17 protein-coding genes and 5 tRNA genes are annotated in these 22636 nt (G+C 69.9%); 6 read left to right on the top strand and 16 right to left on the bottom strand.

Annotation, left to right across the window (positions count from 1 at the left end; translation table 11 throughout):
- Window positions 1–35: 35 nt before the first annotated feature.
- The 3 genes from ABD987_RS37885 to ABD987_RS37875 form a co-directional block, all read right to left on the bottom strand.
- A complete protein-coding gene (locus ABD987_RS37885; RefSeq protein WP_345405971.1) occupies window positions 36–1658 on the bottom strand; it encodes an ankyrin repeat domain-containing protein in 1623 nt (540 codons plus the stop codon).
- A gap of 77 nt (window positions 1659–1735) precedes the next feature.
- A complete protein-coding gene (locus tag ABD987_RS37880) occupies window positions 1736–2065 on the bottom strand; it encodes a hypothetical protein (protein ID WP_345405968.1) in 330 nt (109 codons plus the stop codon).
- 644 nt (window positions 2066–2709) lie between these two features.
- Window positions 2710–3633 (bottom strand): LysR family transcriptional regulator, encoded by a 924-nt coding sequence (locus tag ABD987_RS37875; RefSeq protein WP_345405965.1) that lies wholly within the window; start codon window positions 3631–3633, stop codon window positions 2710–2712.
- Between the two features lie 192 nt (window positions 3634–3825).
- Between ABD987_RS37875 and ABD987_RS37870 the strand changes: the two genes are divergently transcribed.
- The 4 genes from ABD987_RS37870 (at window position 3826) to ABD987_RS37855 (ending at window position 11326) form a co-directional block, all read left to right on the top strand.
- The gene (locus ABD987_RS37870) at window positions 3826–5397 is read left to right on the top strand and encodes a flavin-containing monooxygenase (RefSeq protein ID WP_345405962.1); all 1572 of its coding nucleotides are present in this window, start codon (window positions 3826–3828) and stop codon (window positions 5395–5397) included.
- Window positions 5398–6115: 718 nt separating this feature from the next.
- Window positions 6116–6793: a hypothetical protein gene (locus ABD987_RS37865; protein ID WP_345405959.1), complete on the top strand. Its 678-nt coding sequence runs from the start codon at window positions 6116–6118 to the stop codon at window positions 6791–6793.
- A gap of 100 nt (window positions 6794–6893) precedes the next feature.
- Window positions 6894–9983, top strand: coding sequence for an amino acid adenylation domain-containing protein (locus ABD987_RS37860; RefSeq protein ID WP_345405956.1), 3090 nt, complete (start codon window positions 6894–6896; stop codon window positions 9981–9983).
- 35 nt (window positions 9984–10018) lie between these two features.
- Complete coding sequence (locus tag ABD987_RS37855) at window positions 10019–11326, top strand: FAD-dependent oxidoreductase (protein WP_345405953.1); 1308 nt, start codon at window positions 10019–10021, stop codon at window positions 11324–11326.
- A gap of 48 nt (window positions 11327–11374) precedes the next feature.
- Here the strand turns inward: ABD987_RS37855 and ABD987_RS37850 are convergent, their stop codons facing one another.
- Complete coding sequence (locus tag ABD987_RS37850; protein WP_345405950.1) at window positions 11375–11803, bottom strand: iron chaperone; 429 nt, start codon at window positions 11801–11803, stop codon at window positions 11375–11377.
- Window positions 11804–11911: 108 nt separating this feature from the next.
- On the opposite strand from ABD987_RS37850, the gene ABD987_RS37845 reads away from it, so the two are divergent.
- Window positions 11912–12487 (top strand): TetR/AcrR family transcriptional regulator, encoded by a 576-nt coding sequence (locus ABD987_RS37845; RefSeq protein WP_345405947.1) that lies wholly within the window; start codon window positions 11912–11914, stop codon window positions 12485–12487.
- 37 nt (window positions 12488–12524) lie between these two features.
- On the opposite strand, the gene ABD987_RS37840 is transcribed toward ABD987_RS37845, so the two are convergent.
- The 3 genes from ABD987_RS37840 to ABD987_RS37830 form a co-directional block, all read right to left on the bottom strand.
- The gene (locus tag ABD987_RS37840; RefSeq protein WP_345405944.1) at window positions 12525–12791 is read right to left on the bottom strand and encodes a DsbA family protein; all 267 of its coding nucleotides are present in this window, start codon (window positions 12789–12791) and stop codon (window positions 12525–12527) included.
- Window positions 12792–13078: 287 nt separating this feature from the next.
- Window positions 13079–13768 (bottom strand): DUF4097 family beta strand repeat-containing protein, encoded by a 690-nt coding sequence (locus tag ABD987_RS37835; protein ID WP_345405941.1) that lies wholly within the window; start codon window positions 13766–13768, stop codon window positions 13079–13081.
- Window positions 13769–13867: 99 nt separating this feature from the next.
- Window positions 13868–14731 carry an SAM-dependent methyltransferase gene (locus ABD987_RS37830; protein WP_345405938.1) on the bottom strand — a complete coding sequence of 288 codons (864 nt, stop codon included), beginning with the start codon at window positions 14729–14731 and terminating at the stop codon, window positions 13868–13870.
- A 160-nt stretch (window positions 14732–14891) separates the two neighbouring features.
- Here ABD987_RS37830 and ABD987_RS37825 point away from each other — a divergent pair, with 160 nt between their 5' ends.
- The gene (locus ABD987_RS37825; protein ID WP_345405935.1) at window positions 14892–16841 is read left to right on the top strand and encodes a pentapeptide repeat-containing protein; all 1950 of its coding nucleotides are present in this window, start codon (window positions 14892–14894) and stop codon (window positions 16839–16841) included.
- 196 nt (window positions 16842–17037) lie between these two features.
- Here ABD987_RS37825 and ABD987_RS37820 read toward each other — a convergent pair whose 3' ends face one another.
- The 9 genes from ABD987_RS37820 to ABD987_RS37780 form a co-directional block, all read right to left on the bottom strand.
- A complete protein-coding gene (locus tag ABD987_RS37820) occupies window positions 17038–17622 on the bottom strand; it encodes a hypothetical protein (RefSeq protein WP_345405932.1) in 585 nt (194 codons plus the stop codon).
- 65 nt (window positions 17623–17687) lie between these two features.
- Window positions 17688–18197, bottom strand: a complete 510-nt coding sequence (locus tag ABD987_RS37815) for a DoxX family protein (RefSeq protein WP_345406319.1) — start codon at window positions 18195–18197, stop codon at window positions 17688–17690.
- A gap of 194 nt (window positions 18198–18391) precedes the next feature.
- Window positions 18392–20536: a TerD family protein gene (locus tag ABD987_RS37810; protein ID WP_345405929.1), complete on the bottom strand. Its 2145-nt coding sequence runs from the start codon at window positions 20534–20536 to the stop codon at window positions 18392–18394.
- A gap of 155 nt (window positions 20537–20691) precedes the next feature.
- Window positions 20692–20766 (bottom strand) — tRNA-Arg (locus ABD987_RS37805).
- 40 nt (window positions 20767–20806) lie between these two features.
- Window positions 20807–20879 (bottom strand) — tRNA-Glu (locus tag ABD987_RS37800).
- Between the two features lie 187 nt (window positions 20880–21066).
- A tRNA-Arg gene (locus ABD987_RS37795) sits at window positions 21067–21144 on the bottom strand.
- 46 nt (window positions 21145–21190) lie between these two features.
- Window positions 21191–21265, bottom strand: a tRNA-Glu gene (locus tag ABD987_RS37790).
- Between the two features lie 30 nt (window positions 21266–21295).
- Window positions 21296–21371, bottom strand: a tRNA-Trp gene (locus ABD987_RS37785).
- Between the two features lie 349 nt (window positions 21372–21720).
- On the bottom strand, window positions 21721–22584 hold the full coding sequence (locus ABD987_RS37780; protein ID WP_345405926.1) for a hypothetical protein: 864 nt from the start codon (window positions 22582–22584) through the stop codon (window positions 21721–21723).
- Window positions 22585–22636: the final 52 nt, after the last annotated feature.

Raw genomic sequence — 22636 nt, 5'->3', positions numbered from 1 at the left:
GGGGTTCCTTGTCCTGTTTGGACGGTGATCGCCGGTTATCGGGGGTCGAGCCGGTGTAGCCCGTGGTCGGTGGCGGCGAGCACGCCGAGGGCGGGGTGGGATGCCAGGGCGGTCACCGAGCCGAGGGTGTCGTGACCGGTGGGGGTACCGGTTTTGGCGTCCAGCCACAGGATTCCCGTGTCCAGTCCGACCGCCAGCCGGGAGCCGTCGGAGGTGAAGCACAGCGCCGCCGAGGTGACTTTCCCCGGCGCACCCGCGACGCCGTCGTCGACGTGCCGGTGCCAGGCTGGTTCGCCGTCGTGAGTCCGGGTGACGGCGGCCAGCCCGCGGTAGCCGTTGTGCCCGGCGCGGTCGGGACGGATCCAGGTCGCCACCGTGCGCCCGTCCGGTGCGAAAGCGACGTCGGAGACGGTCTCCGGCTGGTTGCTGCTGGGCAGGTCGGCCTGGCGTACGGAGCGTTCGCCGAGGTTCGCGTCGAGAATGGTCAGCCAGCAGGTGCCCTGCATGGAGTTGCCGACCGCGATGGTGCGCTCGTCGGGCGCGAAGCGCGCCTCGATACTCCAGTCACCGAGGCCACCCAGCTCACCGGCGGTCTCCTCGCGTTCGAGATCGATCAACCGCAGACACTCTGCCGAGGCGACGAGCAGGAACCGGCCGTCGCCGGACAGCACCGGATGGGGATACGGTTCCTCGGGCACCAGCTCGGCGGCGATCACGCGCGAGCGGCGCAGGTCGTCCCAGTCCCGCAGCCACACGGACTCGTCGTCGGCGAAGACGAGCCCCGCCCCATACGGTCCCCGGGCGCGGGAGCGAACACCCACCCGGAGGGCCTCGACGGGGGTGATCGCCGGAGCCAGCCGCCACCGCACGAGAACAGTGCCGGAGAACGTGCTGGTCACCGCCTCGGTCCCGTCCGGCCGGATGGCGACCCGCTCCTGCCGGTGGGCCGCGGCCTCGGTGGGGGTGAGGTCCACCTCGCGCCCGGCCCGGGTGACCGCGGTGACCAATCGGTCGCGCACCTCGTGCTCGCCGAGCAGGTCCGAGGGCAGCGAGCCGAACTCGTCCCGCCGCCCGGGGTCGGCACCGCGTTCGAGCAGCAGCTCGATGACCGGTACCCAACCCGGGTCGCGGGTGGCTCGTCGGCAGGCGAGGTGCAGCGGTGTGGCCGATCGGCCGGTCTGCGGTGGCGCGCCCGCCTCCACCAGCAGGCGAGCGATCCGGGGATCGTCGGCCAGATCCAACGGCGTGTCGCCGCGCCGGTCGACCGCCGCGGGGTCGGCGCCGTGGGCGAGGAAGACCCGCACCACGTCCAGGTGTCCCTCGTCGACCGCGACGTGCAGCGGTGTCTGGCCGAAGAGGTAGCGAGCGGCCAACCCGACCGGCCCGGCGGCCGCCGCCAGCAGCTCGGCCACCTCACCGCTGGCCGCTCGGTGCAGCGCGCCGTCCCCGTCACTTCGCACGGCGAGCGGATCCGCGCCCCGCGCCAACAGGAACCGCGCCACGGTCGCGGAATCGGCCTGCCAGACGGCTGCCATCAACGGGGTGATGCCCATCCACCCCCGAACGTTCACCGCCTCCGGCTCGGCCCCGAGCAACGCGGTCAACCGCGCGAGGTCGCCGGCACCCGCCGCCACGATGGCGGGATGATCGTCTCGCACAGCAACCCCCTCGATCCGCCCGGAATCTACCGGCCGTCGACGCTGGACCACGGCCTGGGGATCATTTACGAGGTGGCCTACGCGACACCGTCGTGCCACGCGGTGCAGTCCAGGTTCTGGACGCACAGTCGCAGCGACACCGGGGTGCCCTCGGGTATGTCCAGGTTCTGCTTGGCGCAGAAGATATCCGCGCCGGTGCGGTCGGTCACCTCGAGCTGGACCGCGCCGTTGTAGCGGAGCTGAGCGGATACGGTCAGTCCGTCGTTCATCCTGTCGCAGACCTCGACCTGCTCGTTGAGCACGTCGGGGTAGAACCGCGCGTCGCCTCGGGTGAACGGGTACGAAGCGGCGTCCTGGTACTCCACCGAGATCCACGGGCCCGCGGCGGCGACCCCCGCGCCCGTCATGAGAAAGCCCCCGGCTAACACCAGCGAGGCCCCTGCACTGATCAGTCGACGAGCAAGCACCTGTCCCCCAGTGGGTTTACCGTCGTAGCAGCTTTCTGACACTAACAGGCGAACAATCACCCAGCGGACCGCTGGACGGGTGGTCGGCCGCCGCGCCCCGCGGAAGGAATGAGGCGGTATCGGAGTAGTGAGCCCTGCCGGTCGGCAGTGCCTGCTCCTGCCGGAGAGATCGAAGCGGTCATGAGCCCGGCGAGTCCACCATCGCCTCCACCGTAAGGGAAATGGTCTCGCCGAGATCGGCGCCATGTCCCGCCCGAACGCAGAAGTCGATACCTCCAGGCACCACCGGGAACTCGTGCGCGATCAGGACGACATGCCGAATTCGCTTCGTGGAAGGGCCGTTTCCTGAAATGATACGCGCTGTCTACGCTCGGGCTGCTTGTGTGCCGGACGGGCTGATGGCCGCGTAGCCAACTGAATGACGCGCCAGTACTGAACTGCTGCACCCGTCGGGGTTTCCGGTTTCGTCACCTGAACCTTCTCGTCGCTCGGGACAAGGTAGATAACGTCCCTATGCAATGAAGACGAGGCCGAGATCAAGCGGATCGGTTCGGCGCGGCCGGCGGCGACCGTGCCGTCCAAGATCACACGGCACGGTCGCCGCAGGGGTGGTCCGCCCCCTCCGGCAGGGCCTGGGCGGCCTCGCGGAACGCGGCCACCAAGTGCGCGGTCTCCCCGGCGCGGGTGGCGAGCACCACCTGACAGGGCTCGAAGCCGTGCAGTGGGATCGAGATCAGGTCCGGGCGGGTGCTGTCGGCACGCAGCCCGGCAGGCACGATGGCGACGGCCTGCCCGGAGGCGATCAGTTCGAACGAGTCCTCGAGGTGGCCGATCAGCGGACCATCGGGTGCCGGCGTGCCGTCCGGACGGGGGTCCAGGCGCCAGTACGAGTCCCACTCCGCATCGGGCAGCCTCGGCATGGGCTCGGTCGCGATGTCATCGAGGGTGACCGATTCCCGGCCGGCCAGCCGGTGGTCCCCGGCCACGAGCAGCACCCGGGGCTCCTCGTGCAGGACGGTGACGCGCAGCCCGTCGGTGGCGAACGGCAGTCGCGTCACGACGGCGTCCACCCGGTGACCGAACAGGGCCGTCCGCACCTCCGACAGCTCCAGGTGCACGGTGTGCACCTCGGCCTCGGGGTGGTGGTGGCGCAGTCGCCGCACCGCCGGAGTGATGATCAGCCCGCGCGTGTGGCCGACGGTGACCCGGCTGGGCGTCGCGGCCGCGCGGGCCTCCGCCGCGGCCGTCGCGGCGACGGCCAGCAATTGCCTGGCGTGGGGAAGGAACGCGGCTCCGGCGGGGGTAAGGCGGGTGCCCTGCCGGCCCCGGTCGAACAGCCGGGCGCCGACGCGCTGCTCAAGGGTCCGGATCTGGCGGCTCAGGCTCGACTGTGTGACGTGCAGCAGTGCCGCGGCGCGGCCGAAGTGCTGCTGCTCGGCGACCACCGCGAAGTAGCGGACCAGCCGGAGGTCGAACTCGGCCGGTGGCAGCGCGTTGGTCGGGTCCACAACACACAAGGTAGCCCGCTCGCCGGGCCGTGATGCCTGAAACGCGTCACGGGATGCGAAACAAGCCTTGGACGGCCTCCCTCGGCAGCGTGGAGTGTTGATGTTGACCTGAACGACGTGACGGGCACGGGGTGAACTGATGCCCGCCTCGCGCGAAAACCGCTTGAGCAGAGCCGATATGGGAGTGCCATCATGATCGAGTACTACGAGACCGTCGTGGTCGGTGGGGGTTTCGGCGGCATCTGCGCTGCGCACGACCTGCTGGCTGAGGGCCGGGACGACTTCGTCATTCTTGAGCGTGCCGCGGAACTGGGCGGGGTGTGGCGGGACAACCGCTACCCCAATGCGGCCTGCGACGTCCCGGCACATTTCTACAGTCTCTCGTTCGCTCCGAACCCGACGTGGACGCGCAGCTACGCGCCGTGGAACGAGATTCTCGCCTACATCAACACGGTGGCCGACGATCTGGGGGTCCGGGACCGCGTCCGGTTCAACACCAGGCTGGTGTCGGCGAGCTGGGCGGAATCCGCGGGTGTGTGGAACCTGCGTACCGCCGAGGGAGGATCGCTGTCGTGCCGGTTCCTGATCGTGGCGAGTGGTTCGCTCAGCACTCCTCGCATTCCTGACCTTCCGGGGCGCGAGACGTTTCGCGGCGAGGTGATCCACACGGCGCACTGGGACGACCGGATCTCCCTGGCAGGTCGACGCGTGGTGGTCGTCGGTGCGAGTGCCAGTGCCGCGCAGGTCCTTCCCTACGCCGTCGACGTGGCCGACAGCGTGCTGGCGGTGATCCGCACCCCGCCCTACGTCATGCCGAAGGACGAACAGCTCTACGACCTCGAGGCGCAGGCACGGTTCCGGGACGAACCGGCGCGGATGGACGCCATACGTTCGGCGGCCGAGCACAGGTTCAACGTCGAGGCGGAGACACAGGCGGTCATGGACGAGGCCAGCCTCGCCAAGCTCGAAGGGCAGTGGCGGGACTACCTGGAGTCGGAGATCCGCGACGCGGGCCTGCGCGAGTTCCTGACGCCGTCGTACCGGTTCGGCTGCCGCCGGCCGGTCATGTCCAGCACGTTCTATCCCGCCCTCGCCGACCGCAAAACCACTGTCTGGTCGGCAGAGATCTCGGCGATGACCGCGACCGGCGTCGCGACCAGCGACGGGCGCGCCTGGGACGCCGACGTGGTCGTTCTCGCGACCGGCTTCACCGCGACCGCCATGTTCGCCGGGATCGAGTTCCGCGGTGAATCCGCGCGGTCGTTGAAGGCGGATGTGTGGCGCGAAGCGCCGCACGCCTACAAGGGCACTGTCGTCGCGGGGTTTCCCAACCTCTTCCTCGTGACCGGACCGCACACCCAGGCGAGCGGGTCGATCATCGCGGTCATCGAGGCGCAGATGAAGATGATCATGCAGTACATTCGGCTGGTCGACGAGAACGGCGCTGTCTCGGTCCAACCGTCGCAGAGGGCTCAGCGGGACTTCAACACCTGGGTCGACGGCGCGATGGCGGACTCTGTCTGGGAGGCCGGTGCGTGCCACAGCTGGTACCGCCTGGGCATGACGGGCAAAGTGGTGACCAAATGGCCCGGAAGCCTCGCGAGCTTCCAGAAAACGACCAGCACGCTCGATCTTGACGACCTCGTGCTGAAGTCCGGCGCGGCAGGGTCTCAAGCCCTGTCGGCCACTTGTGACCTGAACATTCAGGGGCAGCCGGCCGAGCACGCCGCCGCTCCGCCGGGCCTCGGTCGAGCAGGTCGGTGACGACGGCGGCGAGTATCCCTCTTTAGGGGTGCCGGCCTCCATGGGGCGGCACTCTTGGTGAGCTCAACTCTCCACAGCGAACTCGACTTTCTCTCTGCATTGGTGGACTCTTCGCACTCTGGGTTACGACTCGGAGGGTGGGGCAGTCGCGTGGTCCGCGACGGCAACTCTTCTGGACGGCATTTCTTCATGATTTCATGGCGGCCCGCCCGAACCTGGATGGCATTGAGGTCCGGGGGGCACTTTGTCGGGCGCGCGAGACGGATCTTCGATCGTTTGGAGGATACGATACTCAAGGGCGGTGAATTCCATTGGTCAACGGGTAAGGTCCGACGGCCGGTGGTACATCTATGGCGTGAACGTTCCGGTCCGCGCGACGTTGACGCGCCGAGCGAATCGCGCCTTGAGGTATTTACGGGAGGGCGCGAACTTCTCCCGTGTTGTTCTTTCTGTCATGGCGCACGTGAAATCGACCGTGCAGCGCCGAAGACCCGGATGATCTACTCCGAAATCGAGCCTAGAAGATTGTTTCTGGCTTCCTTCGCGCATCGCGGCATCTGAGCGGCTGTTCAAGCACGGGATTGGCCGCGAATGGCGGCGCGTCGCCACGCGTGCGACTGCGGGAAAGTGGCTGGATTGATCGAACGCGCCCAATAGTGCGATGACCTCACTGAAGTGCGCTGGCGATTGTTGATAACCGTGTCAATCGGAGGTTGCCATGTCACGAGAAACGGCGATGCGTCGGCAGGGCCTGGAAGAGCTGGCCGGGTCGTTGCGGGCGGACGCCGAGGCGTCGGCCGTGAGCCGGTTCGTTGATCTCGCGGAGCGGGGGCGAGCCGGCAGGGCGGAGGTCGGCCGGTTCCTGGTTGCGGAGCGGGCCGCGCAAGTCAGTGAGTGTACGGCGTTTTCCCTGCTGGCTTCGCGGTTTCCGGATGGTGCCGCGGCGAGGTTCTTCCTTGGCCTCGCGTCCGGAGTGGAGGGAGCACGGGCACGGCTGACGGAGGCCGCGCGGTCGATGGACGTCACGTTGGCGGAGTCGCCGGCCGGGGAGCTCGGTGCCGAGGGACACGCCTTCTGCGGTTACCTGTGCTGGCTGGCGTTGCGGGCGAGCCAGGCGGGAGCGGCGCTGGCGATATATGCCGATTTCGTCGCGTGGTGTGGCGCGTGCGCGCGGGTCGCCTCGGCGCTACGGACGCAAGGGGATTCACCGGACACGGTGGTGAACTATTTCGCCGGATATGCCCAGGTTCCCGAGGATCTGCTCGGCGCGGCCGTGGCTGTCGCGCGCGACGGATTGGACCATGGCGAGGACTTGGCCCGTGCGGAGGCCGAGGCACGTCTTGTCCTGGGCTATTTGAGGTTGTTCTGGGACGCTGCGGCCTCACCCGCCGGATGACGAAACATTTTCCGGGCCGGGTGCGGAAGCGCCTGCCCGGCAACGCCGGTGGTCGAACCAGTACAGCACCGCACACCCAATCGAAAGGAACAGCGATCTGATGTCGATTTCCGATTCCTGCACCGACTGCCCAGACCACGTCCGGCGCTGTAACGAGACGGTCGCCGACTACCCCCGTCAGCCGATCCCGGTGTTGTTCCGCGAGCAGGTCCGCCGGCGCCCGGACCAGATCGCGATCAGGGCCGATGAACGGACCTGGACCTACCGGGAACTGCACACGCGCGCGTCCGGCGTCGCGCAGACACTGCTCGCCGCCGGTGTCGGGCCCGATGACGTCGTCGCCGTGCTGATGCCGCGCTCGCCCGAGGCGATCGCGGCGATACTCGGGGTGCTCATGGCAGGTGCGGCCTACCTGCCGCTGGATCCGGACCACCCGGACGCACGGATCGCACTGATCACCGAGCAGGCCGGACCGCGGGTGGCCATCGCCCCGCGTGGCCGGCTCGGCCAGGCCGTGGGATGCGACCTGGTCGCGGTCGAGGATCTGCCGGCTGCCGCGACGTCTCCGATTCCCGCTCCGGCGGTGACGGCCGAGGACAGGGCCTATGTCATCTACACCTCCGGATCCACGGGTACTCCCAAGGGAGTGGCGGTGCCGCATCGGGCGGTGGTCCGGCTGGTCCGCGGGGGCGCCTGGTTGCGGCTGGGTCCCGACGACGTGGTGCTGGCCACCACGAGCCTCACCTTCGACGTCTCCTGCTTCGAGATCTTCGGCGCGCTGCTCAACGGCGCCCGGCTCGTGCTTCCCGACAAGGAGACCCTGCTGTCCGCGGTGGACCTGCACCGGCTCATGCGGGCCGAATGCGCGACGGTGATGTGGCTGAGCGCGGGGCTGTTCCACCAGCACGCCACCACTCACCCGCACATGTTCTCGACACTGCGGTGCCTGCTGGCCGGCGGTGACGCCCTCAACCCCGGGTGCGTGCGGGCCGTGCTGGAACACGGGCGGCCGGGACGGTTCCTCAACGGATACGGCCCGACCGAGAACGGGGTACTGTCCACCGCCCACGAACTCGAGCCGGACGACGTGGTCGAGGGCACCCTGGCGGTCCCGATCGGCCGTCCGGTCAGCAACTCCACCGCCTACGTCCTGCGCCGGGACCTGAGCGTGGCCGACGTCGGGGAGGAAGGAGAGCTGTACGTCGGCGGCGACGGAGTGGCCCAGGGCTACCACAACGCGCCCGAGCTGACCCGGGCGCGGTTTCTTCCCGACCCGTTCAGTGACCGGCGCGGTGCCACGCTGTACCGGACCGGGGACATGGCGCGGTGGCGCCGCGACAACGTCATCGAGTTTCTCGGGCGCCGGGACCGGCAGGTCAAGATCCGCGGATATCGAGTCGAACTGCGGGAGATCGAACTCGCCGTCGCGGCGCACCCACGGGTACGCGAGGCCGCCGTCAGTCTGCACGAGCCCCGCCCTGGGCAGCAGGACCTGGCCTGCTGGATCGTCCCCGAACACGGCCCGCGGTGCGATCGGGGAGAGCTGGCGGGGCAGCTGCGCCGCTATCTGCGTGACCACCTGCCCTTCTACATGATCCCCGCTCGTATCACGGTCGTCGGCACACTGCCGCTGAACGCCAGCGGAAAGATCGACCGCGGCGCGCTGCCCGCTACTCCCCACTCCGCGCCGGTGTCCCCGGACCGGCGCCCCCGCACCCGGGTGGAGCGGGTCGTGGCCGAGGTGTGGCAGAACGCACTGGGTGTGGAGACCATCGCCCGCGACGAGGACTTCTTCGCCCTGGGCGGCCAGTCCCTGCACACCACCCAGGTCGCCGCGGCGCTGCGGCACCGGCTCGGAATCGCGGCCGAACACGGGCGCACCCTCATCGCCCGGTTGCTGGCCACCCCCACCCTCGCCGAGTTCGCCACGATCGTCGCGGCGCTGGAAGCCGGGACAACCGAACCCGCGCCGGGGGAGTCCGCGGACTTCGCCGCCGATTCCCGCCTCGGCCCGCTCGCGCCGGCGCCGCGTCGCGCCTGCTGGCCGCCGCGCACGGTTTTCCTGACCGGTGGTACCGGATTCCTGGGCGTGTTTCTCGTCGATCGGCTTGTTCGTGCCGGGGTGGAGCGGGTCTACTGCCTGGTCCGTGCCGCCTCCGACGACGCGGCCACCGCCCGGATCGCGGCCAGGACACGGCGATACGGGCTGGACTGGACCCGGGTACGCGACCACGTCACCGCCCTCGCGGGCGACCTCGCCACACCCGGACTGGGCCTGGGCGATCGCTTCCACCACCTGGCCGCCCGGGCGGACGCCATCGTCCACAATGGATCCCATGTCAACTTCGCCTATCCCTACCATGCCCTGCGGGCCCCGAACGTTCAGGGAACCCGGGAAGTCATCCGGCTCGCGTGTACCGACCGCGTCAAACCACTGCACTACATCTCCTCGATCGCGGTCATCGCCGGGTTCGGTCCCGCCGGGACACGCCACGTCACCGAGGACACGCCGCTGGCACACGTGGAACGGATCTGCCTGGGCTACCCGGAATCCAAGTGGGTCGCCGAACAACTCGTCCACGCCGCCGGCGACCAGGGTCTACCGATCGCGGTCCACCGGCCCTACGAAATCACCGGCGCCCGCGACACCGGGATCTGGAACACCGACACCATGATGTGCGCGTTGTTCCGCAGCATCGCCGAAACCGGAATCGCCCCCGACATCCCCCTGCCACTGGATTTCGTTCCCGTGGACTTCACCGCCGACGCCATCACCCACATCGTGCTCACCCATCGGCCGGACGGACGGGTGTACCACGTCACGAACCCCCGCGACGCCCGTCTCGGTCTGCTCACCGACCGCCTACGCGCCCGCGGATACCGGATCCGCGACCTTCCCTACGACCGCTGGGTGACGCGAATGAGCGCACGTACCGCCGCCGATCCGGACGAACCCATGGCCCCCTACCTGCCGATGTTCGTCGAACCCGCCGCCGACACCGGGATTTCGGTGAAGGAAATGTACTTCGCCGGTACCTTCCCCCGATTCAGCCGGAACAACTTCGACACCGCCATCGCGGGAACCGGCCTGCACTGCCCACCAGTCGACGCGAACCTGATCGACCTCTACCTGGACCACTTCGCCGACTCGGGTTTCCTGACTCCACACCAGCGCCGACACGTCGCCTGACCTTCGGTATCCGGCCTCTGCAGAAAGGCACGTCCATGCGTATCGCCATCGCCGGCGCGGGGCTGGCCGGGCTCAGCACCGCCTGGCTGCTCGACCCCCTCCACCACACCGTTCTGTTCGAGCCACAGGAACGACTCGGCGGACACAGCCACACCGTAACCGCCGAAGTCGACGGCCACGAGACCCCGATCGACCTCGGCGCACAGCACATTTCCCCGACCGCGTTCCCCGCACTGGCGAATCTCCTGGACGCCGTCGGCCTCACCCAGGACCTCATTCCTGTGCCACTGTCCACCACCCTGCAGGTCCACGACGCCGCCACTGGCCGCCCCGAAGTGCTCCTGGCCGGACCGCACACCGCCGACCCGGGCTGGCCGCGCACACCCGTTCTCGGTGCGGCCGCCGGCTCGCTCACCGCACTCGTCACCCGCGCCGCCGAATGGGAAACCCGCGACGTCTCCTGGGAAAGGTCCCTTGACGAACTCATCGAACCCCTCGAAGTACCCCGCGACCACAAAGACCGCCTGCTTTACCCGCTACTGGCCTCATTCGTCGGCTGCGACATCGCCGAGGCCAGGGAAATGTCGGCCCGAGCCGCGATGGCCTTCGTCCTGCGGGTCCCGCCCGCGAGCCCGGACACCGCGCCACTCTGGCACAACCTCAAGAACGGCCTCGGCAGCCTGACCACAGCACTGGCCGCCGACCTCCACCATGGCGAAATCCACCCGGGCCGAGGCGTCGACCACGTTCGACGGGGCCGCGACGGACTGGACATCATCGACACCCGCGGTCACCACCATCACGTCGACCGGCTCGTCCTGGCCATACCGCCCGGCGAGGCCGCCCGGCTGCTCGAACCGCTCGCCGGAACGAGTGCGGTGTGCGCCGCCCTCGGCACGTTCGACTACGTGGACGTGACCGTGACCGCGCACACCGACCCCACCTACCTGCCCGCCGACCGCCGCCACTGGTCCACCAACACCATCACTGTCCACAATGGCTGGTCGGAGACCACCACCTGGTACGGGCCGATCAACGGCGCCCAGGCCTTCAAAAGCTGGACCACCCACCGGCCCCAACCACCACGCGAACCGCTCGCCGACGCGACCTTCCGGCAACTGCGGCTCACCCCGGCCGCCATCCGCGCCCGCGATGTGGTCGGTCAGGCCCAAGGCGACGGTGGTGTCCATTTCGCCGGGCACTACCTCCAGGACATCGACAGCCAGGAATCCGCGCTCCTCAGCGCGATCGCGACCACACAACGCATCGCCCCGGACAGCCCACGTCTCACCGACATGCTGACACGTGCCCCGCATGCCTCCGATCCCCCGGAGAAGGGCTGAACGCGGTCAGCCGGGCCCGTGCGGGCGATGCGCGGGCCCGGCGCCCGCTCACCGCACCGCTTGTGCCACCAGCGCGGCGATTCTCTTCTCCACGGCAGGCGTCACGTCGGTCAGCGCGAAGCCCGCCGGCCACATCGGGCCGTCGTCCAGGGTGGCCTGGTCGCTGAAGCCCAAGGTCGCGTAGCGCGCCTTGAACTTCTCCGCGCTCTGGAAGAAGCAGACGACCTTGCCGTCGAGCGCGTAGGACGGCATGCCGTACCACAGCTTCGGCTCCAGCGTCGGCGCGTGGGCCGTGACGACCGCGTGGACGCGCTCGGCCAGTACCCGGTCCCGCGGGGCCATCTCGGCGATCTTCGCGAGGACGTCCTGTTCCGCCTGTGCTGCCTTGTCGGCCTGGGAGGCGCGCCGGGCGGCAGTCTTCAGTTCCTTGGCGTGCTCCTTCATCGCGGCGCGCTCTTCGACCGTGAAGCTGCTCATGAAAATCCTCCTCGAACCTTTCGGCACGGTGCGTGCCGTTAAGTGTCATCATGACCGGCGGGCCGATGGACTGTCAATGGCACGGTGCGTGCCGATAAGATTCGGGACATGGCCAAGGAACCGCGGCGGCGAGGCGCCGCCCGCACCGACGAGCTCCTCCGGACGACCATCGAGCTCGCCACCGAGCACGGCTACGCCGGGCTGAGCATCGAGGCCGTCGCGCGCCGGGCGGGCGTCGGGAAGCACACGATCTACCGGCGCTGGCCGTCGATGGCGGCGCTGCTGCTGGACGCGCTCAGCCGCGTGTGGACCACGGATCTCGACTACCACGACACCGGCGACGTCCGCGCCGACCTGCGCGAGCAGTTCCTGCGGTCGGCCCCCGCGCTCGCCGCGCCGCCGATCGGACCCGTCTACCGCGCGCTCATCGCGGAAGCTCAAGCCGACGAAACCCTGCGGGCCACGCTGTACGACCGGTTCCTCCGCACCGTCGAGGAACGCACGCTCGCCCGGATCGTCCGGGCCCAGCGGGCCGGGGAGCTCGTGGCCGGCGTCGACCTGACGTTCCCGGCCGAAGTCCTGTGCGGCACGTTGTACTACCGCTATCTGCTGTCGACGCGCCTCGCTGAGGAGAAGGCCGTCGACGCGTTGCTGGACATGTTCATGGCGGCGTACGGGAGTTGACCGACGAGCGGATCGGTCACGAGGGTTACTCCGGGGTTCAGGCGGCGGCCGTGTTCTCGGCGATCGTGGTGGCGAGCTCGCGGGCACGGTGGTGGGCACGGGCCATGGATGCTTCGTGGCTGGGCAGCAGGGCGGCCATGGCCGGGGTGTGGGGCGCCATCGTCAGTTCGGGAACGACGGTGGTGACGTCGAGGCCGAGCATCTCCTCGCGGCGCTTGGCGACATAGCACCACGGGCAACCCAGGTCGGACCACATCTCGATGACGACCCGCGCCCCCTCGGGGTGCGTTGCCTGCTCAACCATCTTCTTCACCTCACTGCTAGTGCGTAACACCATCATGAGTGAGTAAGAGAGAGCTTACAAAAGGCACTTTCAAGTGCGTGGGCGTCAAGCATCAGGAAGAGGCTCGTCAGCGCGGACAGCGGTGTTGCAGGAGCGCGACCGGCGCCGGGCGGAAGGCGAAGGCGCCGAGGCCGGAATCGCTAAGTCCACAGTGGATGTTCGGTGTGGGAGTCCACAATGTACATACTTGGTGTGGATGCCGGTCAACGGCGGCCGAGCATCCACTGTGGACTAGCGACGCGACCGGATCAGCGGGAGTCGAGGCGGATCGCGCCGGTGGTGGTACTGACCTCGATACGGTGCGCGCCGGTCTGCCGGTCCGGCAGCGTGCCGTTCCGGACGCCGACCGCGGTGTGCGTCGACACCGCGTAGTCCCTGCCCGGAACGGCGAGGGAAACCGCGCCCACTTCGCTCTTGACGCTGACATCGGCCGCCGCGCTCATGGCGATGTCGACTTCGCCGACGGAGGTCACGGCCTTGACCGGTCCGGCGCAGTCCCGGACCCTGAGGCTGCCCGCGGACATCGTCAGGTCCAGGGAACCGACTTTGTCGGCGTCGAATTCACCGGCGTCGATCTTCCCGTGCACGGCCACCCGGTCGGGCAAGGTGACCGTGTAGGAGACGACACACGCGGTTCCGCACCTTCCGTCGAGTTCGAGCGCCGGCCCTGCCAAGCGGTGCCAGACACCCTCCGGTTTCGTGCCCCGGTAATGGATTTCGCGCTCGACGGTGATCGAGCCGGGGGCACCACCGGACCGCAGCCGCACGTACCCGGCGGAACCGTCGATCTTGACCGCCTCCGCCGGACCGGCGAGCGTGGCCGTGTCCTTGACGGTGTGCTGCCAGCCCACGTCGGGGATCTCACCGGCGACCCCGGCCTGACACGCCGACAAGCTCGCCACCATGACACCGGCCGCGGCCACCCAACCAATTCGCACTTTTTCTCGTCCTCTTCTCCGTACGTAGGACTTTCACGCTACGAAGAAGTCGCGCATTCGGGCATCAGGGATGACCCGGACATCCGTCAGGGGTTGCCCCTATCGTGCGCCCGGCTTGCGCGCGACACCGGCCAGGTACCGGGAGGTCGCCGGGTCGTCGTGCCAGGCGCTGTCGTCGTCGGGCCGCCACTGCGGCACCCACACCAGGCCCGGGTCGACCATCTCGAAGTCGCCGAAGAACGTGGCGAACTCCTCCCGGGTGCGCAGGCACGTGCGGGTGGTGGACTCGGCGGTGTAGTTGCGGACCACCTGCTGGATCCCGGGGTCGTCCAGTTCGTCGCAGCCGTGCGACATCGCCAGCAGCGATCCGGCCGGCAGCTGCTCGCGCAGGAACGCCAGCGCCTTCTCGGGAGCCTGCTCGGGGGTGATGAAGTGCAGCAGCGCCACCACCAGCAGGCAGGTCGGCTCCCCGGGGTCGATCCCGTCGAGCGCCGACACCTGCTCCCACAGGTCGGTGTAGTCGAGCAGATCCGCGTAGAGGGCGTGGTGGCGGCGCGGATCCGCGTGCCTGCCCAGCAGCGCCTCGGCGTGGGCGTAGGCGATCTGTTCGTTGTCGACGTAGACCACCCGGCATTCGCCGGGGGCGGCCTCGTCGGCGACCTCGTGCACCTGGCCCTTGGTCGGGAGCCCGGACCCGATGTCCACGAACTGGCGGATCCCCCGGTCGACGGCGTGGCGGACGGCCCTGCCGAGGAACGCGCGGTTCGCCGCCATCGCGCGCACGATGTCGGGCATGAGCCGTTGCTGGCGGTCGCCGAACTCCCGGTCGATCGCGTAGTTGTTGTCACCGCCGAGGAGGTAGTCGTAGATCCGGGCCGGGCTGGGCCGGTCCAGGTTGGCGGCCAGCTGGCTGGCCGCGGCCTGCGCGGCGTCGACACCGCTGGTCGGGATGTAGTCGGACATCGGGGCTACAGGTTCCGTCCTGGTCGTCGCGGCGGGGCTGTTGGTGAGATTCTGTCGTATTCGCCTGCCGGGTGGTGTCCGGTATCCGTACCAACCCGTCCGCCCCGTCTGTCCCACTCGAGCCGTACCGCGGCCGGCGCGGGACCGTCATGATGGGCGGGTGAGCCCGCTGTCGCCCTCCCCGGACCCGGCCGATTCACCCCTGCCGCCGGCCTCGCCACCGATGTCCCTGCTGGAGTACCGGACGCCGGTGGAGCCACCTGGCGAACTGCCGGTGCTGTCCCACCGGGCGATGACCTGGGCGGCGGTGGCGCTGATCGTGCTCGGCGCCGGGCTGGCGGCGGGGCTGCTGGTGGCGTTCGGCGACGGCGGGCACACCGCGCAGCTGGACGCCGTCAAGACGGCGGGCACGGTCGTGTTGGGGACCGGCGGAGCGGCGGCGCTGTGGCTGACCGCGCGCCGGCAGCGGACCGCGGAGCTGAGCCTGAACCAGGCGCGCGCGACGCACGCCGCGACCGTCGCGGACGCCGAGGCCCGCCGGATCACCGACCTGTACGGCAAGGCGGCCGACCAGCTCGGGTCGGCGCAGGCGGCGGTCCGGTTGGCCGGTCTGTACGCGCTGGAGCGGCTCGCGCAGGAAAGCCCGGACCAGCGCCAGACCATCGTCGACCTGGTGTGCGCCTACCTGCGGATGCCCTACGAGCCACCGCGGCGCGAGCCGGCGCGGCGGCCGGGGGTGGCGCGTCCGCTGCTGGGCGGCACGCCCCGGCGGCGGTCGTCGGTGCGGCTGGCGCCGCCCACGCCGCGCGCCGTCCCCGTGACCGGCGCGACGGCGGAGGCGGTGCAGGAGCACCAGGTCCGGCGCACCGCGCAGGCCATCCTGTTCCGCCATCTCCGGTTCGGCACCGAGGACAAGCCCGCTGCCACCTTCTGGCCCGGCGTCAGCCTGGACCTCACCGGCGCCGTGCTCGGGCCGGCCAACCTGATCGGCTGCCGGGTCGTCGCGGCCGACTTCACCGGCGCCACCTTCACCGGCGACGTGTGGTTCGGCGAAGCGCGTTTCGCGCTGGACGCCGTCTTCACCGGGGTGCGGTTCGCGGGCGAGGTCGGCTTCAGCGGCGCGCGGTTCGGCGACGGCGCCAGGTTCGACGGGGCGACCTTCGACCGCTACGCCCGGTTCGGGAACGCCGAATTCCGCGGGCGTGCGGAATTCCCGAGGGTGGAGTTCCGCTCGGCCGCGGTGTTCACGGCGGCGACGTTCGCCGGCGACGCCGGGTTCCTCGACGCGCGGTTCGGGGACCGGGCGGAGTTCGGCAGGACGCGGTTCGCCGGGCGCGGGGTGTTCGGCGACGCGCACTTCGCCGGGAACGCCTATTTCACCGACGCGGAGTTCGCCAGGGACGCCTATTTCCGTGGGGCCGGGTTCGCCGGCGCGTTCACCCGTTTCGGCGGAGCCACGCTCGCCGGGGCGGATTTCCGCGCGGCCGAGTTCGGCCCGAACACCGACTTCACCGAAACCCGGTTCACCGGACAGGCCACCTTCGACCGGGCGATTTTCGCCAAGGACGTGGAATTCGTCCGGGCGAGGTTCGAGGACGGCGCCACCTTCGACGGCACCCGGTTCGCCCCGGCTGTCACGTTCACCGTGTTCGAGGACGCGGAGTTCGGCGGGGACACCTGGTTTCACGAATGCCGTTTCGGCCAGCTGACCAGATTCACGCGGGTCCGCTTCGCCGCGGACGTGTGTTTCGAGGATACGGAATTCGCCGCCGCGGCGGGGTTCGCCGAGGCGACATTCGGCGGGCGGGCGCAATTCCTCCGGACCGGCTTCGGCGACGTCTGCGGATTCCGCGACGCGAGCTTCACCGGGGACGGCGTCTTCGACCACGTGCGCTTCGGCGGGTCGGCCGGGTTCGCCGGTGTGGATTTCGCGCGGCCACCGCGGATCGGGACGGTCTGGGTCCGGTCGGACGGGCGGAAGCCGAAGCTGGCGAGCACCTGGCCGTCGGGGACGGTGATCCGGCGGACCGATGCCCGCCCCACCGGAGCCGACGAGGGCCGGTGGGGACTGCTGGTGTACGCGCCGTCGGGGGAGACGGCCCCGCGTTAGCGGGGCGGACACGCCGCCGGTGACCGTGCCCGCCCACCACGGCCTCGCCGGGGCCGCCGCCGACGCGGACAATGTCCCCGGGGTGCGCCGACACCCCGCCGCGAACGCACCCCGCCGGCCGGGCACCTGATCGAAAACGTGCCGGCCGGCCCGCGTCGAGCGAGAGCCTTTTCCTTGCGGGGCAACGAATCCGGTGTCAGCGCTGCTCGATCATCTCCAGCGCGACGGAGGCGACGAAGACCAGCGTGCGGTCGACCGCCGGATCGTCCAGCTTGATCAGGTACAGATCGTCGAGCCGTTTCACCTTGCTGATGCTGAACATCTGCTTGTCGTTCAGGGTGAAGTCGAAGGCACGCTTGGACACCGGGTTCACCACGTCGGCGACCATCCCGACGAGCCCGGCCATGCTGCGTGCCGCGGTCGGCTTCCCACGCTGCACCCCGACCATGGCGCCGAGGCCAGGCTGCTCGACCTGCCAGGTGGGGCGGCGCAGCGAGGCGCGCAGGTCCCTCGTCACCGAACCCAGCAGCTCGCCCTGCGCGTCCACCACGTCGAACCCGTCGCCGGAGAACTGGCTGACGTCGGCCTTCTCCCGCAGGCGAGCGAGTGGTTCGTTCTTGGTCTTGTCGCGATAGAGGACGACCTCCTCGGAGAGTTTGAGCTGCTTTTCCGCGTATCCGAGCAGCTCACCGGGCTTGCCCGACCCGTCGTCGGCAGACAGTTCGTACTTCCGCTTGAGACCCAGCGAAGTCTTTGCCAGGTAGTAGTTACCCTCGTTCACACGCGCCAACCTAGCTGAAAACCCGACTGGGGGACACCCGGCGTGTCGGTCTGTTCACGCACTGGTCAGAACAGCGAGCCGACCGCGGCCGCCGCGCAGACGGAGATGATCAGCCCGCCCACCGCGAAGCCCAGGGGTTTCTGCCGCCACGCGGTGTTGCGGTCCAGCGCGTACCAGCCCGGCCCGGTCAGCAGCAGGGTGAACGCCATCACCGCGAGTGTCAGTTCCAGTTCGAAGCCGGGGCCGGTGCTCCCGAAGAGCCCGCCCGACCACTTCACCCGGACCGCGCTGATGCCCACACCCAGCAGCCCGGCCGCGGCCAGCGGGGTGAACAGGCCCAGCGCCAGCAGCAGCCCGCCGCCGACCTCGGTGATCCCGGTGAGCCAGGTGAGGAACTCGATGTTGTGGCTGAACCCGTAGTCTGCCAACAGCTTCCCGAAATGCGCCATGTCGGCGCCGCCGAACAGGCCGAACACCTGGGTCAGCCCGTGCGCTCCCATCGCGACCGCCAGCATCAGCCGCAGCGCCAGCAGCCCGAAGTCCAAACCGCCGTTCTCATCCGACCACCGAGACATGTTCGCCACGCCGACACCCTAGTCATCTCACGGGCCAAGCCCAGCGACACACCGGGGGCCGGACGACAAATGGCCCGCCGTTTCCGGCAGGCCATCGGTGGTCGGTGCGAGGAGAGGGAGGGCACTAGGAACCATTAACCAGATGGGAGAAGGAAGTCCCCTCATGGCCTCGCAGGACGAGACTATCGGGCCGGTCACGCCGGGATCAACCGGTTTAGCCGGTCCAGCGTGATCACCTCGGACCCCTCGGGCAGGTGTTCCGGCTCGTGGATGCCGAGGAACGTGACCGGCTCGTCCGTCGGGGTGCCGGGCTCCCAGGTCGTGACCTCGGTGCCCGCGGCGCGCATCAGGTCGACCAGGTAACCGACGGTGAGATAGTCGCGTCGCAGCAGCCCCCGCGCGAGCACGGCGGTGCCGGCGTGGTTGGTCTCGACGCGGTTGAAGGACGGTTGCCCGGACAGGTACAGGTGCAGCCAGGTCGCGGTCCACGCGCCGTCGTCGTCGCGGGCGAACACGATCGGCAGGGCGACGCGGCCGGTGCCGCGCAGGTCCGAGCGGGTCCGCACGGTCCTGGCCTCGAACGGCGCCCCGGCCTGGTCGTGGTCGCGGGTCATCCACCCGAACATCGACTCGGCGACCTCGTCGAAGCCTTCGCCGGAGTAGATGTCGACCTGCGGCACGACGTAGGTGGCGTCGACCCCGCCCAACGGGATGTCGATGAACTCGGTCGCCCCGTCCGGCGCCTCGGTCAGGTCACCCGAGTACACCGCCCCGCCGTCCTGGTACCGGGTCCACGACACGTGGCCGAGGAACCGGAACCTCGCGTCCAGCAGCAGCGCGGACAGGTCGAAGTCGGTGCGCACGCGGGATTGGCGCCAGTAGGTGAAGAACCGCAGCACCTCCCCGTCGACCCGGCCGCGGGAACCGCGGGGCAGTACCGCGAATCCGTCCTCGCTCGCCTTTCCCGACAGCGGCAGGGCCACGTCCAGCACGGCAGGGTCGACCATCAGGCGCTCGTGGCGGGGCAGCCGTGCGGTCAGCTCCGCGTCGATCAGCGCGCACGCGCGCGTCAGCGCCGTGCGCGGCAACGGCGGCCGCGTGTCCTCGGTGACCCACGCCCGGCGGCTTCGGGTGGTGAACACGCGCGTGGTGTCGGTTTCGACGCGGTTGACCAGGTGCTCGCGCACCGAGCACAGCACCCGCCCGGACACCGAGCCGAGAACGCCCTCCGCCGCGTCGAGCACGGTGTCCTGCTCGGCCACGTTCGCCTGGCGCAGCAACCGGTCCAGCGACCGCAGCAGCATGCCCGGCGCGGCGGTGAGAACCGCCGCCGCGCCGGCGACGTCGTGTGCCGCGAAGGCCGCTTCGGCACGGCCTGCGAGCGACCGCGCCGTCCGCTCGCCGCGTGCGACCGCGAACACGGCACCCGCGCCGGGGAACCGCGGATAGTCGTGCGGATGCAGGCGTTCGCCGAGCCGCTTGAACCGGCGCGCGAACCGGGCGACGTCGCCGAGCTTGCCCTCGTCGCCCGCCACGACCCCGTCCAGCGCGGCGAGCAGCACGCGCCGTTCGCGACGGGTGAAACCGCGGAACCGGGTCGGCTCGGCCAGGGTGACGTCCCCGCCGCTGGCCTGGCAGGCGGTGCGCAGCACGTCGACCACCGTGTCGACCGCGAGCAGGGGCCGGCCTGCGGCCAGCCGGGCCGCGTTGAGCACGGCCCGGTTCTCCCGCACCGGCACCGCGGCCGGCTCGACGTCACCGCAGACGTCGGCCAGCTCGGCGAGCAGCCCCAGATCGGCCTCGCCCAGCGGCGTGACCGACTCGGCCAGCGCCCGATACAGCGCCTCGGTCTCCTCGCCGAGGGTGCCGCCGAGCCGCACGACGGTGACACGATCCGCGAGCGAGCCGACCAGCTCGTCGTGCGCGGCCAGCAACTCGGCGTAGGTGTGCTGGTAGCGGCCGTACCGGGGAAGATCCAGCAGCCCGGCCGGCCGCGGATCGATCAGACCCTCGGCGTTCGCCGCGGCGAAGGCGGCCCGCAGGCAGCTCACCCAGAACTCGACGGTGTCGGGTACCCCGCGCGGGAAGTCGAGGAAGTACGCGTTGTGCTCGGCCTGGTCACCCACCAGTGCGCGGACCGCGCCGACGACGTCGGTGGCGAGGTCGATCGCCGCGCCCGGCTCCATGCCGGACACGTGCTCCAGCAGCTCGCGCGTGGCCTTGAACCCGACGCCGGCCAGTACCGCGTCCATCTGCCGTGCCACGGCGGCCCCGTCTCCGGAGGCCGCCGTACCGCGCGGGACACGCAGCGTCTTCTGGATGATGGTCCTGGCGTGCATCGTCACATCCTCGGGTAGTGCGGGGGATCCACAGTGGAGCAGGACAGCGAGTCGCGCGCCGTGGTGTCGAGCCACGTCGGCCAGGATCATGAGTCCCGGCTGGCTGCCGAGCCGCGCGCGTCCGCGCCGCGGACGGTCCGCGACGGGAGGGTGGGTGGTGCCCCCGGCAGGAGTCGAACCCGCGTTCCCGCCTTCGGACGGCGGAGTCGTATCCGTTGGACCACAGGGGCGAAGTCGTGCCGTGGACACCGTGCGGTGCCTTTTCTCTCGTAGCGCGTGCGGGGGTCGAACCCGCGTCTCCCGGCTGAGAACCGGGAATCCGTGCCAGCTGGACCAACGCGCCGTCGGAGGGCCAGCACACCCCTGCGGTGGCCCTCCGGGAACCCGGACCATGGACTCGGTCCGGTCCCGTCGGATGCCCGCGAATCGAACGCGGTAACTCCTGATCCCACATCAGGCGGGGTCACCCGTGCCCCTCGCACCCGGCGCTCACGACGGGACGTGAGCGCCACACCGGCCGGTGGCCGGTGTGGCGCCCTTGCCAGGACTCGAACCTGGGACCTCCGCGTTCGTAGCGCGGCGCTCTGATCCTGCTGAGCTACAAGGGCATCGGCGGGAAACCCGCCAGGGCGGGCCCGTTCGCCGGGCCGCCCGTGGTAGCGCGTGCGGGAGTCGAACCCGCGCCTCCGGGGTGAAAACCCGGTGTCCTGTCCGCTGGACCAACGCGCTGTATTTCCGGAAAACCGGGGCGGCGGCACGCATCGGCGGGAGGAATCGAACCTCCGGAAATCGGGTTTGGAATCCGTTTCGCGCCAAGAACCGGACGCTCGCCGACTCGAACAACGTGTTTCGGGTACGCGAAATAACGAAAGCCGCCCGGATCGGTTTCCCGACGGGCGGCTCCCAGACATGACGAGTGCTACGTCATGGTGGAGAGCTCCCGGTGCTCAGCAGACCCCGCTCGTGCCACGGGAAGCGCTCGTTCGACGGGCGCATGGCGACGATCGAGGCAGCCGCGCATTGCCGCCGCGTTTCTCGCTCCCGCATGACCGTCATGACCGCTCCTCCACTTTCCGGTGTGCGTTCATCCTGGTCCACGCCGCCGGTGGTCGTCAATCCTATTTACCGGAGGATCCGGCTCGCGGCCGGGCGATTTCCCGGCCGCCGGTTTTCGATTTCCCGGCTCAGGGGTGGTAGATCTCCTTGACCGTGGTGATCTCGTCGGCTCCGTTCACGGTGATCTGCGCGCTCACCTGGCTGCCGTTCTTCAGCTGCTGGAGCAACTGCTCCTGGCTGCACGGCTGGGTGCCGAGGCCCTGCTCGTCGAGGGCGACCGAGTCGCCGGGGCACAGCGTGGCCGCGCCGAACACCTCGCCGCCGTTCCGCAGCGGAAGGCGGTAGGTCGGGCCGTTCTGCCCGGCCAGCTGGAAACGGACCATCTGCACCCCGGCGTCGTACCCGGTGAACCGCACTCGCCGGGTGGTGTTCGGGAACTTGCGGACCGGCTGTGCCGACGGCTTCCCCGTGCCGGTGGAGGGCCTGGTCTCCAGCTGCAGCGAGCTGTTGGGCACGCCGCAGACCACCGCGCCCTGCCCGCCGCCCGCTGAGCTTTCCTGCCGGGCGCAGGTCCACCGCCCCCCGACGTCGAGCACCCGCTCGCCGGGGCCTTCGGCCTGCGGCAGCTTCTGGTAGTACTCGGTGATCACGGTGAACGCCTCGGTGCAGCCCGGCTTGGTGCCGTCGGTGGCGGCCACCGCGATCAGGTCCATCTTCGGCCGCCCCGGCGCGCCGACCTGGCCGCCGTGGCTGCTGCAGTTGACGTCGCCGTTCGACGTGGCGCCACCGGCCGCGGCACCGGAACCCCCGGTGGCCGCGCCCTGGCCACCACCCTCCGGCACCTGCTCGACGGCCGCCGCTTCCGCCGCGTTCGGCGTCGGCGCACCGGTTCCCGCGACGGTGTTCCCGCTGCACGCGGAAAGGAGCGCGGTGGCCGCGAACGCCCCGCCCACGATGGCCGTTTTGATCGTCTTCTTCGCGGTGAATTCCATTTCGGCGCCCCTCTCGCTGCCTGTTTCGAAGCTTTGTCCGGAAGACGCCGCG

It is taken from the genome of Amycolatopsis samaneae (assembly GCF_039541975.1).
In the GTDB taxonomy this organism is placed as follows: Bacteria; Actinomycetota; Actinomycetes; order Mycobacteriales; family Pseudonocardiaceae; genus Amycolatopsis; species Amycolatopsis samaneae.
This window is presented reverse-complemented; position numbering and strand designations above follow the sequence as displayed.

Coding starts and splice junctions, on each gene's coding strand:
- ABD987_RS37880 (WP_345405968.1), bottom strand. CDS start 2,065: ATGACGGGCGCGGGGGTCGCCGCCGCGGGCCCGTGGATCTCGGTGGAG.
- ABD987_RS37870 (WP_345405962.1), top strand. CDS start 3,826: ATGATCGAGTACTACGAGACCGTCGTGGTCGGTGGGGGTTTCGGCGGC.
- ABD987_RS37865 (WP_345405959.1), top strand. CDS start 6,116: ATGTCACGAGAAACGGCGATGCGTCGGCAGGGCCTGGAAGAGCTGGCC.
- ABD987_RS37860 (WP_345405956.1), top strand. CDS start 6,894: ATGTCGATTTCCGATTCCTGCACCGACTGCCCAGACCACGTCCGGCGC.
- ABD987_RS37855 (WP_345405953.1), top strand. CDS start 10,019: ATGCGTATCGCCATCGCCGGCGCGGGGCTGGCCGGGCTCAGCACCGCC.
- ABD987_RS37850 (WP_345405950.1), bottom strand. CDS start 11,803: ATGAGCAGCTTCACGGTCGAAGAGCGCGCCGCGATGAAGGAGCACGCC.
- ABD987_RS37845 (WP_345405947.1), top strand. CDS start 11,912: ATGGCCAAGGAACCGCGGCGGCGAGGCGCCGCCCGCACCGACGAGCTC.
- ABD987_RS37840 (WP_345405944.1), bottom strand. CDS start 12,791: ATGGTTGAGCAGGCAACGCACCCCGAGGGGGCGCGGGTCGTCATCGAG.
- ABD987_RS37830 (WP_345405938.1), bottom strand. CDS start 14,731: ATGTCCGACTACATCCCGACCAGCGGTGTCGACGCCGCGCAGGCCGCG.
- ABD987_RS37815 (WP_345406319.1), bottom strand. CDS start 18,197: ATGTCTCGGTGGTCGGATGAGAACGGCGGTTTGGACTTCGGGCTGCTG.
- ABD987_RS37810 (WP_345405929.1), bottom strand. CDS start 20,536: ATGCACGCCAGGACCATCATCCAGAAGACGCTGCGTGTCCCGCGCGGT.
- ABD987_RS37780 (WP_345405926.1), bottom strand. CDS start 22,584: ATGGAATTCACCGCGAAGAAGACGATCAAAACGGCCATCGTGGGCGGG.